We start from the raw sequence: 14,758 nt of genomic DNA on the forward strand, positions 1-14,758 counted from the left end.
CTAACCAATACGACGTAAAAGTCGGGAGGAAAGATGGAAACTGTAGTTGGTCTGACCGCTATCGCTGTTGCTCTGCTGATCGGCCTGGGTGCTCTGGGTACCGCCATTGGTTTCGGCCTGCTGGGCGGCAAATTCCTGGAAGGCGCTGCTCGTCAGCCTGAGATGGTTCCGATGCTGCAGGTCAAAATGTTCATCGTTGCCGGTCTGCTCGACGCCGTCACCATGATCGGTGTTGGTATCGCTCTGTTCTTCACCTTCGCGAATCCCTTCGTTGGTCAAATCGCCGGCTAATCACTCGTTTCGACGAGTTGATTGGTGTGATGGACAAAGACCGAGCGAGGTGTTGGCGTGAACATTAATGCAACCCTGATTGGCCAATCCGTTGCTTTTCTGATTTTTGTACTCTTCTGCATGAAGTACGTATGGCCTCCGGTCATCACTGCTCTGCAAGAGCGTCAGAAGAAGATTGCAGACGGCTTGGACGCTGCCAACCGCGCAGCTCGCGACCTGGAGCTGGCCCAAGAAAAAGTGGGTCAGCAACTGCGTGAAGCAAAGGCACAGGCAGCTGAAATCATTGAGCAAAGCAAGAAACGCGCTGCTCAGCTTGTAGACGAAGCCCGTGAACAGGCTCGTGTCGAAGCTGACCGTGTGAAGGCTCAGGCTCAGGCCGAGATCGAACAGGAACTGAACAGCGTCAAAGACGCCCTGCGTGCCCAAGTGGGTGCCCTGGCTGTTGGCGGTGCTGAAAAGATCCTTGGCGCCACAATCGATCAAAACGCGCATGCAGAGCTGGTTAACAAACTGGCCGCTGAAATTTAAGCGAGGGCGATCATGGCAGAACTGACCACGTTGGCCCGACCTTACGCTAAGGCTGCCTTTGAGCATGCCCAGGCCCATCAGCAACTGGCCAATTGGTCAGCCATGCTCGGCCTGGCTGCTGCAGTGTCCGAAGACGACACCATGCAGCGCCTGCTCAAGGCCCCGCGACTGACAAGCGCAGAAAAGGCCGCCGCATTCATTGACGTTTGCGGTGACAAGTTCGATGCATCGGCACAGAATTTCATTCATGTTGCCGCGGAAAACGACCGTCTCCTGCTTCTGCCGGAGATTGCCGCTCTGTTCGACCTGTACAAGGCAGAACAAGAGAAATCCGTGGACGTGGAAGTCACCAGTGCTTTTGCGTTGAACCAAGAACAGCAAGACAAACTCGCCAAGGTTCTCAGTGCACGGCTCAGCCGGGAAGTGCGCCTGCACGCGTCGGAGGATGCCAGCCTGATCGGCGGCGTCGTCATCCGCGCCGGCGACCTGGTAATCGATGGCTCTGTTCGCGGCAAAATCGCGAAACTGGCCGAAGCATTGAAATCTTGAGTTTGAAGGGGCAGCAGAGCAATGCAGCAACTCAATCCTTCCGAAATTAGTGAAATCATCAAGGGTCGCATCGAGAAGCTCGATGTCGGCTCCCAAGCCCGTAACGAAGGTACCGTCGTAAGCGTTTCCGACGGTATCGTACGGATCCACGGTCTGGCCGACGCTATGTACGGCGAAATGATCGAGTTCCCGGGCGGCGTATACGGTATGGCACTGAACCTGGAGCAAGACTCCGTAGGTGCGGTGGTACTGGGTGCGTACACCTCCCTCGCCGAGGGCATGAGCGCCAAGTGCACCGGTCGCATCCTGGAAGTTCCGGTTGGTAAGGAACTGCTGGGTCGCGTCGTGGACGCACTGGGTAACCCGATCGACGGCAAAGGTCCGCTGAACAACACCGAGACCGACGCGGTCGAGAAAGTTGCTCCAGGCGTGATCTGGCGTAAGTCGGTAGACCAGCCTGTACAGACTGGCTACAAGTCGGTCGACGCCATGATCCCGGTTGGCCGTGGCCAGCGTGAGCTGATCATTGGTGACCGTCAGATCGGTAAGACTGCCATGGCGGTCGATGCGATCATCAACCAGAAAAACAGCGGTATCTTCTGCGTATACGTGGCCGTTGGCCAGAAGCAGTCGACCATCGCCAACGTCGTGCGCAAGCTCGAAGAAGCCGGTGCCCTGGCCAACACCATCGTTGTTGCCGCCAGCGCCTCGGAATCGGCTGCACTGCAGTTCCTGGCGCCGTACTCCGGCTGCACCATGGGCGAGTACTTCCGTGACCGCGGTGAAGACGCCCTGATCGTCTACGATGACCTGTCCAAGCAGGCTGTTGCGTACCGTCAGATCTCCCTGCTGCTGCGTCGTCCACCAGGACGTGAAGCGTACCCAGGCGACGTGTTCTATCTCCACTCCCGTCTGCTGGAGCGTGCATCGCGCGTTTCGGAAGAATACGTCGAGAAGTTCACCAATGGCGCAGTCACTGGCAAGACCGGTTCCCTGACCGCTCTGCCGATCATCGAAACCCAGGCTGGCGACGTTTCGGCGTTCGTTCCGACCAACGTGATTTCCATCACCGACGGTCAGATCTTCCTGGAATCGGCCATGTTCAACTCGGGCATCCGCCCTGCAGTGAACGCCGGTGTTTCGGTATCGCGTGTAGGTGGTGCCGCTCAGACCAAGATCATCAAGAAGCTGTCCGGGGGTATTCGTACCGCACTGGCTCAGTACCGTGAACTGGCGGCATTCGCCCAGTTCGCGTCCGATCTGGACGAAGCGACCCGCAAGCAGCTGGAGCATGGTCAGCGCGTTACCGAGCTGATGAAGCAGAAGCAGTACGCGCCGATGTCCATCGCGGACATGGCCCTGTCGCTGTACGCCGCTGAGCGTGGCTTCCTGACCGACGTAGAAGTCTCCAAGGTCGGCAGCTTCGAGCAAGCACTGATCGCCTTCTTCCACCGTGATCACGCCGAACTGATGGCGAAGATCAACGTGAAGGGTGACTTCAACGACGAAATCGACGCAGGCATGAAAGCCGGTATCGAGAAGTTCAAGGCCACCCAGACCTGGTAAGCCGCAGCGGGGGCCCAGGCCCCCGCTTGCTAACCTGATAGGTGATACATGGCAGGCGCAAAAGAGATTCGCAGTAAGATTGCGAGCATCAAAAGCACGCAAAAAATTACCAGCGCCATGGAAAAAGTGGCGGTCAGCAAAATGCGCAAGGCACAACAGCGCATGGCTGCTAGCCGTCCTTATGCGGAGCGTATCCGCCAGGTGATCGGTCATCTGGCCAACGCCAACCCGGAATACCGCCACCCGTTCATGATCGAGCGCCCTGTAAAGCGCGCCGGTTATATCGTGGTGAGCAGTGACCGTGGTCTGTGCGGTGGCTTGAATACCAACCTGTTCAAGGCCTTGGTCAAGGACATGAACGAAAACCGCGAACAGGGCGTGGAAATCGACCTGTGCGTGATCGGCAGCAAGGGTGCGACTTTCTTCCGTATCTTTGGCGGCAACGTAGTAGCCGCGATCAGCCACCTGGGCGAAGAGCCATCGATCAATGACTTGATCGGCTCCGTCAAGGTCATGCTGGACGCCTACCTCGATGGTCGTATCGATCGCCTTTCGGTGGTTTCGAACAAGTTCATCAACACCATGACCCAAAAGCCGACGGTCGAGCAATTGGTACCGTTGGTGGCAACCCCGGATCAGGAACTCAAGCATCACTGGGACTACCTGTACGAACCCGACGCAAAAGAGCTGCTGGACGGCTTGATGGTGCGTTACGTGGAGTCGCAGGTGTACCAGGCGGTGGTCGAGAACAATGCTGCTGAACAAGCAGCCCGGATGATCGCCATGAAGAACGCCACAGACAACGCCGGTGACCTGATCAGCGAACTCCAGCTGATCTACAACAAGGCGCGTCAGGCTGCGATCACCCAGGAGATCTCGGAAATCGTCGGCGGCGCTGCCGCGGTTTAACGGTTCAAAAATTCAGAGGATCCAGCTATGAGTAGCGGACGTATCGTTCAAATCATCGGCGCCGTCATCGACGTGGAATTCCCACGTGACGTCGTGCCGAGTGTTTACAACGCGCTGAAAGTACAAGGCGCGGAAACCACCCTGGAAGTTCAGCAGCAGCTGGGCGACGGCGTGGTTCGTACCATTGCGATGGGCTCGACCGAAGGTCTGAAGCGCGGTCTGGACGTCGTCGATACCGGCGCGGCCATTTCCGTTCCTGTCGGCAAGGCTACCCTGGGCCGCATCATGGACGTCCTGGGTAACCCAATCGACGAAGCCGGCCCGATCGGTGAAGAAGAGCGTCGTGGTATCCACCAGAAGGCGCCTTCGTTCGCTGACCAGGCAGGCGGCAACGACCTGCTGGAAACCGGCATCAAGGTTATCGACCTGGTTTGCCCGTTCGCCAAGGGTGGTAAAGTCGGTCTGTTCGGTGGTGCCGGTGTCGGCAAGACCGTGAACATGATGGAGCTGATCCGTAACATCGCCATCGAGCACAGCGGTTATTCCGTGTTCGCCGGTGTGGGTGAGCGTACTCGTGAGGGTAACGACTTCTACCACGAGATGAAGGACTCCAACGTTCTCGACAAAGTAGCGCTGGTCTATGGTCAGATGAACGAGCCACCAGGAAACCGTCTGCGCGTTGCGCTGACTGGCCTGACCATGGCTGAGAAATTCCGTGACGAAGGTAACGACGTTCTGCTGTTCGTCGACAACATCTATCGTTACACCTTGGCCGGTACCGAAGTATCCGCACTGCTGGGCCGTATGCCTTCGGCAGTAGGTTACCAGCCGACCCTGGCCGAAGAGATGGGCGTTCTGCAAGAGCGTATCACTTCGACCAAGGAAGGTTCGATCACCTCCATCCAGGCCGTTTACGTGCCTGCGGATGACTTGACCGACCCGTCGCCAGCGACCACCTTCGCCCACTTGGACGCCACCGTCGTTCTGTCCCGTGACATCGCCTCCCTGGGTATCTACCCAGCGGTCGACCCACTGGACTCGACTTCGCGCCAGCTGGACCCGAACGTGATCGGTACCGAGCACTACGAAACTGCCCGTCAGGTTCAGTATGTTCTGCAGCGCTACAAAGAGCTGAAAGACATCATTGCGATCCTGGGTATGGACGAACTGTCCGAGACCGACAAGCAACTGGTAGCGCGCGCTCGTAAGATCCAGCGCTTCCTGTCGCAGCCGTTCTTCGTGGCCGAGGTCTTCACCGGTTCGCCAGGCAAGTACGTTTCCCTGAAAGACACCATCGCTGGCTTCAGCGGCATCCTCAAAGGTGACTACGACCACCTGCCAGAACAAGCGTTCTACATGGTCGGCAGCATCGACGAAGCGATCGAGAAAGCCAAGAAACTGTAATCCCGGCGCTCCGCAAGGGGCGCTAATCAGGTTGAGGCAAGCAGATGGCTATGACAGTCCATTGCGATATCGTCAGCGCGGAAGGAGAAATCTTCTCCGGTCTGGTCGAGATGGTAGTAGCGCACGGCAACTTGGGCGATCTGGGTATCGCACCAGGTCACGCCCCGCTGATCACCAATCTCAAGCCGGGTCCGATCACGCTGACCAAGCAGGGTGGCACTCAAGAGGTGTACTACATCTCCGGTGGCTTCCTCGAAGTGCAGCCGAACATGGTGAAGGTTCTTGCCGACACCGTGCAACGTGCTGCCGACCTGGACGAAGCTCAGGCTCAGGAAGCCCTCAAGGCTGCCGAGAACGCGCTGAACACCAAAGGCTCGGACTTCGACTACGGCGCTGCTGCCGCACGTCTGGCCGAGGCTGCGGCTCAGCTGCGTACTGTCCAGCAGATGCGCAGAGGCAAGTGATCGGCTACGGCCATCATTTGTGTTGCGATTGAGTAAAAGGGTAGCCTCGGCTACCCTTTTTCTTTTTTCGATTTCCCCCTTTCGGTCAAGCAACTGACCGCCCAGGATTGGTAGCCAGTCATGTCCCTCGATATCGTTATTCTTGCCGCCGGCCAAGGCACCCGCATGCGCTCGTCGCTGCCCAAGGTACTGCACCCGGTAGCCGGCAACTCCATGCTCGGTCATGTTATCCACAGCGCTCGCCAGCTTCAGCCGCAGGGCATCCACGTGGTGATAGGCCATGGGGCAGAGTTGGTTCAGGCGAGACTGGCAGGCGACGACCTCAACTTTGTCATGCAGGACAAGCAACTGGGTACGGGGCATGCCTTGGCGCAAGCTTTGCCAGCACTGTCGTCGGACACCGTGCTGGTGCTGTATGGCGACGTTCCGCTCATCGAGGTACCGACCCTGCAACGTTTGTTGGCCAAAGCCAGCGAGCAGCAACTCGGTTTGCTCACGGTCACGCTCGAAGACCCGACGGGCTATGGCCGCATTGTGCGTGATGCGTATGGGCAAGTAACGGCCATCGTCGAGCATAAAGACGCTAACGAGGCGCAGAAGGCCATTCGTGAGGGCAACACCGGCATTCTGGCGCTTCCTGGCGCTCGCCTGGCGGATTGGATGGGCCGCTTGTCGAACAACAATGCCCAGGGCGAGTACTACCTGACGGATGTGATCGCCATGGCAGTCGCCGATGGCTTGATGGTTGCCACCGAGCAACCCGCCGATCCCATGGAAGTGCAGGGTGCCAATGACCGTCGTCAGCTTGCCGAACTGGAGCGTCACTACCAGTTGCGTGAAGGCCGCCGCCTGATGGCGCAGGGTGTGACCTTACGTGACCCTTCGCGTTTTGATGTCCGGGGCGAAGTGACGGTCGGCCGGGATGTGCTGATCGACATCAACGTCGTTCTGGAAGGCAAGGTTGTCATCGAAGACGACGTGCAGATTGGCCCTAATTGCGTGATCAAGGATTGCACGCTGCGCAAAGGTGCCGTGATCAAGGCCAACAGTCACCTTGAGGGTGCCGTCATGGGCGAGGGGAGTGATGCAGGTCCATTTGCACGCTTGCGTCCGGGGACCGTACTCGATGCCAAGGCCCATGTGGGTAACTTCGTCGAGTTGAAGAATGCTCATCTTGGTGAAGGCGCCAAGGCGGGGCACCTGTCGTACTTGGGTGATGCCGAAATCGGTGCCCGTACCAATATTGGTGCTGGCACCATCACCTGTAACTACGATGGCGCAAACAAATTCAAGACAGTGATGGGCGAAGACGTCTTCATCGGCTCCAACAGCGCCCTTGTCGCGCCTGTGGAAATCAAGGCCGGAGCCACGACTGCCGCGGGCTCGACGATCACTCAATGCGTGGAAGCAGGTGAGTTGGCGGTAGCACGCTCCCGTCAGCGCAACATCTCGGGGTGGAAGCGTCCAGAGAAAATCAAGAAGCCCTGATTTATCCACAGCTCTATCAAGGCCGGCCTTGTGCATAACAAGCCGGCCTTTTTATTTGTCCGGCATCAGATGGATAGCCAAAGCTGGGCTATGCCTCTGCACAGCGTTTTTTATCCACAGCGCTAAGACAGGTTGACGAACCCGAGCATTTAGGTTTTGATTGCGATCATTATCTTTCGAAACGAAACTTAAAGCGCCGATGTCGAAACGAAACACGCCACAACGTCGCCATAACATACTGGCCCTGCTCGCGGAGCAGGGTGAAGTCAGCGTGGACGCGCTGGCGAAGCGGTTTGACACGTCTGAGGTCACTATCCGCAAGGACCTGGCGGCACTTGAAACCAACGGCTTGTTGTTACGCCGGTACGGCGGTGCGGTAACCATGCCGCAGGAATTGCTGGCTGAGCCGGCACAACCCGTATCGGCCTACAAACGCGCCATTGCTCGCGCCGCCGTGAGCCTCATCCGCGAACACGCCCGGATCATCATCGACAGCGGTAGTACCACCGCTGCCATGATCCCTGAACTCGGACGCCAGCCTGGTCTGGTGGTCATGACCAATTCGCTCAATGTTGCCAGGGCCATCAGCGAACTCGAGCACGAGCCGGTGCTGCTGATGACGGGTGGCACCTGGGACCCACATTCCGAGTCCTTTCAGGGCCAGGTGGCCGAGCAGGTTCTGCGCTCGTATGACTTCGACCAATTGTTCATTGGGGCCGATGGCATCGACTTGGAACGCGGCACCACCACATTCAACGAGTTGCTGGGTCTGAGCCGAGTCATGGCCGAGGTCGCCCGTGAGGTGATCGTGATGGTCGAGTCGGACAAGGTCGGCCGCAAGATTCCCAACCTCGAACTGCCGTGGGGCAGGGTGCACACCCTGATCTCGGACGAACGCCTGTGCGAACAGGCACGCGAACAAATTAAAGCACGCGGCGTCAATTTGATCTGCGCCGCTATCAGTCAGGAGTAACCAAGCATGTGTGGAATCGTAGGTGCTGTGGCCGAACGCAACATTACCGCCATCCTTATCGAGGGCCTGAAGCGTCTTGAATACCGTGGGTATGACAGCGCAGGCCTGGCGGTGCTGACGCCGGAAGGCGAATTGCAACGCCGTCGCCGTATCGGCAAGGTCAGCGAGCTCGAAGCAGCCGTCGTGCTCGAGCCGATCGCAGGACGGCTCGGCATCGCGCATACGCGCTGGGCCACTCATGGCGCGCCTACCGAAACCAATGCCCACCCGCATTTCTCAGGCCATGACGTGGCCGTGGTGCACAACGGCATCATTGAGAATCACGAGGCGCTGCGCGAGGAACTGAAGGGATTGGGCTATGCCTTCGTGTCGCAGACCGATACCGAAGTGATCGTCCACCTGATCGACCATATCCTCAAGGGCATCCCCGACCTGGCAGACGCCTTGAAGGCTGCGGTCAAGCGCTTGCACGGCGCCTATGGCCTGGCGTTGATCAGCAAAAGCCAGCCGGACCGCCTGGTCGCTGCCCGTAGCGGCAGCCCATTGGTGATTGGCCTGGGGCTCGGTGAGAACTTCCTCGCCTCCGACCAGCTGGCCCTGCGACAGGTCACCGACCGCTTCATGTACCTCGAAGAAGGGGACATCGCCGAGATCCGTCGCGACCACGTCGCCATCTGGGACCATGATGGCCACCCCGTGCAGCGTGAAACCGTGCAGTACCACGAGGGTGCCGAGGCCGCCGACAAGGGCCAGTACCGCCACTTCATGCTTAAGGAAATCCACGAGCAACCACGCGTGGTGCAACGCACACTGGAAGGTCGCTTGGGCAGTGACCATGTGCTGGTCCAGGCATTCGGCCCGCAGGCAGCCGAGTTGTTCGGCAAAGTGCGCAATGTGCAGATCGTGGCCTGTGGTACCAGCTATCATGCTGGCATGGTTGCACGTTACTGGCTGGAAAGCCTGGCAGGGATCCCCTGCCAAGTAGAGGTGGCGAGCGAGTTCCGTTACCGCAAGGTGGTCGTGCAGCCCGATACGCTGTTCGTTTCCATCTCCCAGTCGGGCGAGACCGCCGATACCCTGGCAGCGCTGCGCAACGCCAAGGAGCTGGGCTTCCTTGGCAGCCTGGCGATCTGCAACGTGGGCATCAGCTCGCTGGTGCGTGAATCTGACCTGACGTTGCTGACCCTGGCCGGACCGGAAATCGGCGTCGCCTCGACAAAGGCCTTCACCACCCAGCTGGTGTCGTTGATGCTTCTGACCTTGGCCTTGGGCCAGGTGCACGGCACCTTGGACAAGGGCGTCGAAGCTGAGCTGGTCGAGGAGCTGCGCCGCTTGCCAACCCGTCTGGGTGAAGCATTGGCCATGGACGCAACCGTCGAGAAAATCGCCGAGCTGTTCGCAGACAAGCATCACACCTTGTTCCTGGGGCGCGGCGCTCAATATCCGGTGGCCATGGAGGGTGCGCTCAAGCTCAAGGAAATCTCCTATATCCACGCCGAAGCCTATCCTGCGGGCGAGCTCAAACATGGCCCACTGGCGCTTGTGGATAACGACATGCCCGTGGTGACCGTTGCGCCGAACAATGAACTGCTGGAGAAGCTCAAGTCCAACCTGCAGGAAGTGCGTGCACGCGGCGGTGAGCTGGTGGTCTTCGCTGACGAGCAAGCCGGCTTGAGCAACGGCGAAGGCACCCATGTGATTCCAGTCCCGCATATCGCGGATGCGCTGGCGCCGATTCTGTACACCATTCCTTTGCAGCTGCTCTCGTACTATGTCGCCGTGCTCAAAGGGACTGATGTTGACCAGCCGCGCAACTTGGCGAAGTCGGTGACGGTGGAGTAAAGGTAGCGTTTCAACAGTGCCGGCTGTTGCTTCCTAAAAAAGGGAGTAACAAAAAAAATTAAGTAGGTAACAAGCGAAATTAAGTAGGTAACAAGCCCCTCGGAGGCGTAAAATCGGGGTTCAAGCGGCTGTATAGCGGCCGCATCGTCGATTTGAAGCGATTTGCACTCCGAGGCTGGCGCCGCTATGAATCCCTCCCAGCCCAATCCGACACCTCCCGCGGCCTTCAATCCGCGTCGGGGAAAGCTTGTTAGCAGGGATTACCTCGAGAAGCTGATCAAAAAAGGCGTCGGCAGCGGTGAACGTGAGTCCTACCGGCCCTGGCTCAAAATCCGGTCGGTTCCTTCCAGGGGCACGTCCAGAGTCGTGCCTGGAGTCCGGGTCGCTCGCGGGCATCACTGCTTGTCCAATGGCGAATTCAGTTTCTTCGTCCTGATGGAGTTCAATCAAGACATCACGGACATCCGTGAGCAGTTCCCGCTGCTTGATTACGATGAGACCCACTCCATCGCGTTGCAAAAAAATATCAAGCCCGCCCGTTATATCGGTACGGATGTGCCGTTCGTTCACACCGCAGACTTCATGCTTAGCTACACCCGCGCTGGAGCTGATGCGACGACGCTTGTCGCAATTTCACTTAAATATCGAAGTGAAATAGCTAACGCTTCTGTCGAAAAGCGAAAGCGCATCTTCGAAAAGCAAGAAATCGAGAAAGAGTATTGGGCGCGGCGTGGAGTCGAATCGAAGCTATGCTTCTTCGAAGATCTTCCACACATGAAGATCAAGAATCTCATCATCATTCGAAGCTATGCCAATTTGCCTTTGTCTATTGCATCTGACAACAACGTCAAGAAGATTCTGCAGTTCCTGAGTGCTGCCGACCCAGTCGAAGTAGAGCGTATTTCACTGAGGCGATTGTTGAGGCTTATCAGTCAGAACGTATATATAGAATACTCGGTTGTAAAAGAGCTAGTTTTTTATCTTATTTGGCATAAGCGAATCATAGTTAATTTAGATGAGTTCGAACTTGGAATATCTAAGCCTCTGATGGGGCTAACAGTGCCCTCCACAGCGGTATATTTCGGTGAGGTCACGTTGTGAAATTGCCCATTAATTATGTCTTAGTCCCGGTACTCGAATCCGCCTTAATAAAGTCGGTCTCAAGGATTATAGATATTAACCATAGTACCGGGCAGGCGCTGATCATTGGGCTTGAGTACCCCTTGAAGAAGCCAGGCGTGATCGGCATTGAGGAGATTTCCTACGAGCTGGAGCAGGGAATCCTCCGAGTTGAGCAGGACCTCCCTGCGGCATACATGCTTAAGGATGAGGACGAGCTCAGTGATAAAGAAAAATTGTCACGCGAAAAAGCATGGAAGCTTATTAAAGACATCGTCGTAGATAAAACCGCCGGCGATATGTTTGTGGATGGTGGCTTCGGTAAGCTCGTAGCTGACCATGCGGCTAGGCTGAACGTTTCGCGAGTGATGATCTATAGGCTACTCTATAGATATTGGGCGCATGGTCAGTCCAAAAACGTATTCCTTTGGCAATCGACCAAGTGGGGCGCCCCAGGAAAACGGAAGGTCTACAAGGAGGGCGCTCAACCAGGGAGGCCGCCGCTCTACCGTGGAATCGTCAAGAAGGATCGAGCGATACGAATCAATGACTTTGACCTGATCTGCATTGAGACGTCCTTTCTAAGGTATGTCAACAAACAGGAGTCTTCAGTTAAGAAATCTTTCGACTGGATGATCCAAAACTATTATCGAGAGATACATTCAGATGGGACTGTCGGAGATGTCAAACGCGGTAAACATCCGACCATAACCCAGTTCAGACGATACTCGGGTCAATACTTCGATCGTCTGTCTATACTGAAGTCCCACGCCGGTGAGATTCGTTGGCTTAAAGACCATCGCGCTATTAAAGGTAGTGCTGTTGATGGTGTATCCGGCCCGGCTCATCGATACGAGATAGACGCCACTATTGCAGATATTTATCTCGTCCACCGTGTGAATAGAAATTGGATCATAGGAAGGCCTGTACTTTATATTGTAGTGGATGCCTATTCGCGCATGATTGTGGGAGTACACGTCGGACTCGAAGGTCCAAGCTGGGAGGGTGCTCGCCATGCGTTATACAACGCATTTACAAGCAAAGTGGATTATTGCAAGCGCTATGGCATAACAATCGATGAAGATGAGTGGCCGTGCCATCACATCCCGGCTGAGGTTTCAGCAGACCGGGCGGAGCTGCTTAGTCATGCAGGCGAGGAGTTTTCCAACACCCTTGATGTGATTTTGAAAATTGCGCCCCCTTACAGGCCTGATTGGAAGTCCATCGTAGAGAGTCGTTTCAAGCTCATTAATCAAGGGCTTAGCCTTAAGTTCATGCCGGGTGGCGTCGACGCTCGAAGAAACGAGCGTGGGGATCGCGATTATCAGCTGGATGCTCAGTACGATTTAGATCAGTTCACGTCAATCATTATTAATGAAATCCTCTACCACAACTCCACCCTACATTTACCACATCTCGCCACTAACGATATGGTCCGGGATGAGATAGATCTCTATCCGATCGATATTTGGAAGTGGGGAATGGAGAATAATCTCCTGAGGCTAAAGACTCGCACGGATACGGAGATCAAGATTGGTCTATTACCCTCCGCGCTAGCAACCGTACGCCGAGCGGGTATTTACTTCAAAGGGGTGTACTACACCTGCGCCCTGGCTCAGCGCGAGGAATGGTTTGCCAAAGCTCATAACTTCGGCGTCCAGCGGCTGAAGGTTTGGTATGACCCAAATAGCGTTGATAATGTTTGGATCCGTGATGGGGCGGGCTTCGTTCGCTTGGAAGTAGTTGAGTACCTGAAGGAAAAATATAGCGGTTTTCGGCTAGAGGAGGTTGAAGACCGGATTGCGATCTTGAAGCAAGTATCACCTGACAAAGAGTACGACCGGCTCAACAAAGCAGCTCGGACAAGAGATGCCAACGATGAAATATCCCAGCAAGCGAAAAAAATGAAACAGGCCTCGCCCGCTCCGCCATCCAAAGCTGCGGCAAAGGCCAATAAGTTAGTTAATCGCCGTTCAGAGGTAGTGGTGCTTCGGGCAGCAGACAGTGCTGATCTATCGCGATTGAAGACCGACGATTTGGCGCTCTCATCGCCACCTTCCGCTGAGCAATCGGATCAAGACGTCTCGACGCGCGAGCCCACAGCGCGCAAGAAGGTCGTTTTGAGTTTGATCTCCTCCAAGCTCAAAAGGCCTGAATAATGCTTCGCTCATCTGCTGCGATCTACACTCCGACCGGGCTCGCTCATTATGACGGCAACCCTCTGATAGAGGCGCTTCCCGCCATCCATGAAGATGAGGCTATAGGCGAACTGCTCTGCAATTTTCCCGAATTTCCCAGCGCGGCAGAGATGACATTGAGTGCAAAGCTCAGAGCGCACTGCGTTAGCCGTATTAGCGACATTGTTGTACCTATGGAACTGCATCTTCAGTTCGAAGCGTCCCTAAGCCAACTGATTAGGGCAGGCTACACTGCTCGAAACCCCTTTGATCGGAACGCTGTGGCCATGCTTCATGCAGCTGACGATTCTCAACTACGGCATTGCGGCTTCAAATCCTCTGCATCCTCGCTCGCAATTTTTGGGTTGAGTGGCATGGGGAAAACCACAATGCTAAACAGCGTGGTCAAGACCTATCCTCAAGTGATTGTCCACAAGCGATATGCCGGTAAGGCCTTGAATAGGACGCAGGTTGTCTGGCTAAAAATTGATTGTCCTCACGATGGCTCCCCGCGCGGTCTGTGTGCTGCTTTTTTCGCTGCGCTCGATGCAGCAATCGGCAGTGATTATACTGATAGGTACATGAAGCCAAGAGCGAGTGTCAGTATGCTGCTTCAGCACGTCAGTCAGCTCAGCCGCAGTTTCAATGTGGGCGTTTTAATTATTGACGAGTTACAGAATCTAAATTTGTTAGCTGATACTGAAGCAAAGCAGCGCATTCTCAATTTTTTCCTGACCCTATCTAATGATTCGGGCATACCGCTAGTTTATTCCGGCACGAACTCCACCTTCAAACTTTTCTCCAAGGTTGTTCGAAACGCAAGGCGTGCCCTTGGCATGAGCGATTATTACTTTGATCGGTTTCGGATCGACGACGACGAATGGAGTGCCTTGGTACAAACCTTCCTTGCCTACAATTGGACAAGGGAGCTGGTCCAATTCACGCCCGAGCTTAACGAAACATTGTACGACCTGAGCCAGGGGAATACTGATTTCCTAGCGAAATTGATGATGCTAACCCAGTGGTACGCACTATCGAACGACGAGAAAATTACCCCCGCCCTTTACCGAAAAGTCTATGAACGGCAGATGATCATTCTGCATAAGCCCATAGAGGCTCTACGCAGCCGTGATCCACTACAAATCGGCGATTTCGAAGACATGATGCCGGCCCGTGAACAAGTGGCGCAGATGCTCGCTGCGGCTCATCTGCGCCAGGCACGGCGAGCTGGATCGCTTATTCACCGTACCCCTCTGGCCGACCCTCTGTCGATTGACACAGCCGAGAAATCTGCTGGTCGCAGGCGCGGCCATTTGGCTGCAGTGGCTGATCCTTCGGTAGTTAGCGACGCGCAGCAGATCGCGGAATCCGATGACTGGGAAGCCACTGCTGCCGAGAAGGGCTTTACTACATTGGACGGCAAAATAGATCTTTGGTGATGGTAGGGA

Annotated in this window: 13 protein-coding genes; all 13 read left to right on the forward strand. The window is 56.0% G+C overall.

What is annotated here, in order from left to right; all coding sequences use genetic code 11:
- The first annotated feature begins 33 nt into the window (after positions 1-33).
- The 13 genes from atpE to B2S33_RS08860 all read left to right on the forward strand — a co-directional run bounded on the left by atpE (position 34) and on the right by B2S33_RS08860 (position 14,749).
- A complete protein-coding gene (gene atpE / locus B2S33_RS08800) occupies positions 34-291 on the forward strand; it encodes a F0F1 ATP synthase subunit C (protein ID WP_003097235.1) in 258 nt (85 codons plus the stop codon).
- A gap of 57 nt (positions 292-348) precedes the next feature.
- The gene (locus B2S33_RS08805; RefSeq protein ID WP_011536505.1) at positions 349-819 is read left to right on the forward strand and encodes a F0F1 ATP synthase subunit B; all 471 of its coding nucleotides are present in this window, start codon (positions 349-351) and stop codon (positions 817-819) included.
- Positions 820-831: 12 nt separating this feature from the next.
- Complete coding sequence (locus B2S33_RS08810) at positions 832-1,368, forward strand: F0F1 ATP synthase subunit delta (protein ID WP_023532623.1); 537 nt, start codon at positions 832-834, stop codon at positions 1,366-1,368.
- A gap of 21 nt (positions 1,369-1,389) precedes the next feature.
- Positions 1,390-2,934, forward strand: a complete 1,545-nt coding sequence (gene atpA / locus B2S33_RS08815; protein WP_023532736.1) for a F0F1 ATP synthase subunit alpha — start codon at positions 1,390-1,392, stop codon at positions 2,932-2,934.
- Positions 2,935-2,982: 48 nt separating this feature from the next.
- Positions 2,983-3,843 carry a F0F1 ATP synthase subunit gamma gene (gene atpG, locus B2S33_RS08820; protein ID WP_023532742.1) on the forward strand — a complete coding sequence of 287 codons (861 nt, stop codon included), beginning with the start codon at positions 2,983-2,985 and terminating at the stop codon, positions 3,841-3,843.
- A 27-nt stretch (positions 3,844-3,870) separates the two neighbouring features.
- Positions 3,871-5,247, forward strand: coding sequence for a F0F1 ATP synthase subunit beta (gene atpD, locus B2S33_RS08825; protein ID WP_023532615.1), 1,377 nt, complete (start codon positions 3,871-3,873; stop codon positions 5,245-5,247).
- 44 nt (positions 5,248-5,291) lie between these two features.
- Complete coding sequence (locus tag B2S33_RS08830; RefSeq protein WP_023532701.1) at positions 5,292-5,711, forward strand: F0F1 ATP synthase subunit epsilon; 420 nt, start codon at positions 5,292-5,294, stop codon at positions 5,709-5,711.
- A 120-nt stretch (positions 5,712-5,831) separates the two neighbouring features.
- Positions 5,832-7,199, forward strand: a complete 1,368-nt coding sequence (gene glmU / locus B2S33_RS08835) for a bifunctional UDP-N-acetylglucosamine diphosphorylase/glucosamine-1-phosphate N-acetyltransferase GlmU (RefSeq protein WP_280076440.1) — start codon at positions 5,832-5,834, stop codon at positions 7,197-7,199.
- A gap of 199 nt (positions 7,200-7,398) precedes the next feature.
- Complete coding sequence (locus tag B2S33_RS08840; RefSeq protein ID WP_288650172.1) at positions 7,399-8,172, forward strand: DeoR/GlpR family DNA-binding transcription regulator; 774 nt, start codon at positions 7,399-7,401, stop codon at positions 8,170-8,172.
- A gap of 6 nt (positions 8,173-8,178) precedes the next feature.
- Entirely contained in the window at positions 8,179-10,014 is a 1,836-nt protein-coding gene (gene glmS, locus B2S33_RS08845) for a glutamine--fructose-6-phosphate transaminase (isomerizing) (protein WP_145278762.1), read from the forward strand.
- A gap of 186 nt (positions 10,015-10,200) precedes the next feature.
- Positions 10,201-11,115 carry a TnsA endonuclease N-terminal domain-containing protein gene (locus B2S33_RS08850; RefSeq protein WP_100852561.1) on the forward strand — a complete coding sequence of 305 codons (915 nt, stop codon included), beginning with the start codon at positions 10,201-10,203 and terminating at the stop codon, positions 11,113-11,115.
- Positions 11,112-13,292 (forward strand): Mu transposase C-terminal domain-containing protein, encoded by a 2,181-nt coding sequence (locus B2S33_RS08855; RefSeq protein ID WP_100852560.1) that lies wholly within the window; start codon positions 11,112-11,114, stop codon positions 13,290-13,292. The genes B2S33_RS08850 and B2S33_RS08855 overlap by 4 nt, the downstream gene beginning before the upstream one ends.
- Entirely contained in the window at positions 13,292-14,749 is a 1,458-nt protein-coding gene (locus B2S33_RS08860; RefSeq protein ID WP_100852559.1) for an ATP-binding protein, read from the forward strand. Before B2S33_RS08855 ends, B2S33_RS08860 begins: the two co-directional genes overlap by 1 nt.
- The last annotated feature ends 9 nt before the right edge of the window (positions 14,750-14,758 follow it).

The organism is Pseudomonas sp. UBA5568 (assembly GCF_002425525.1).
GTDB lineage: Bacteria > Pseudomonadota > Gammaproteobacteria > Pseudomonadales > Pseudomonadaceae > Aquipseudomonas > Aquipseudomonas fulva.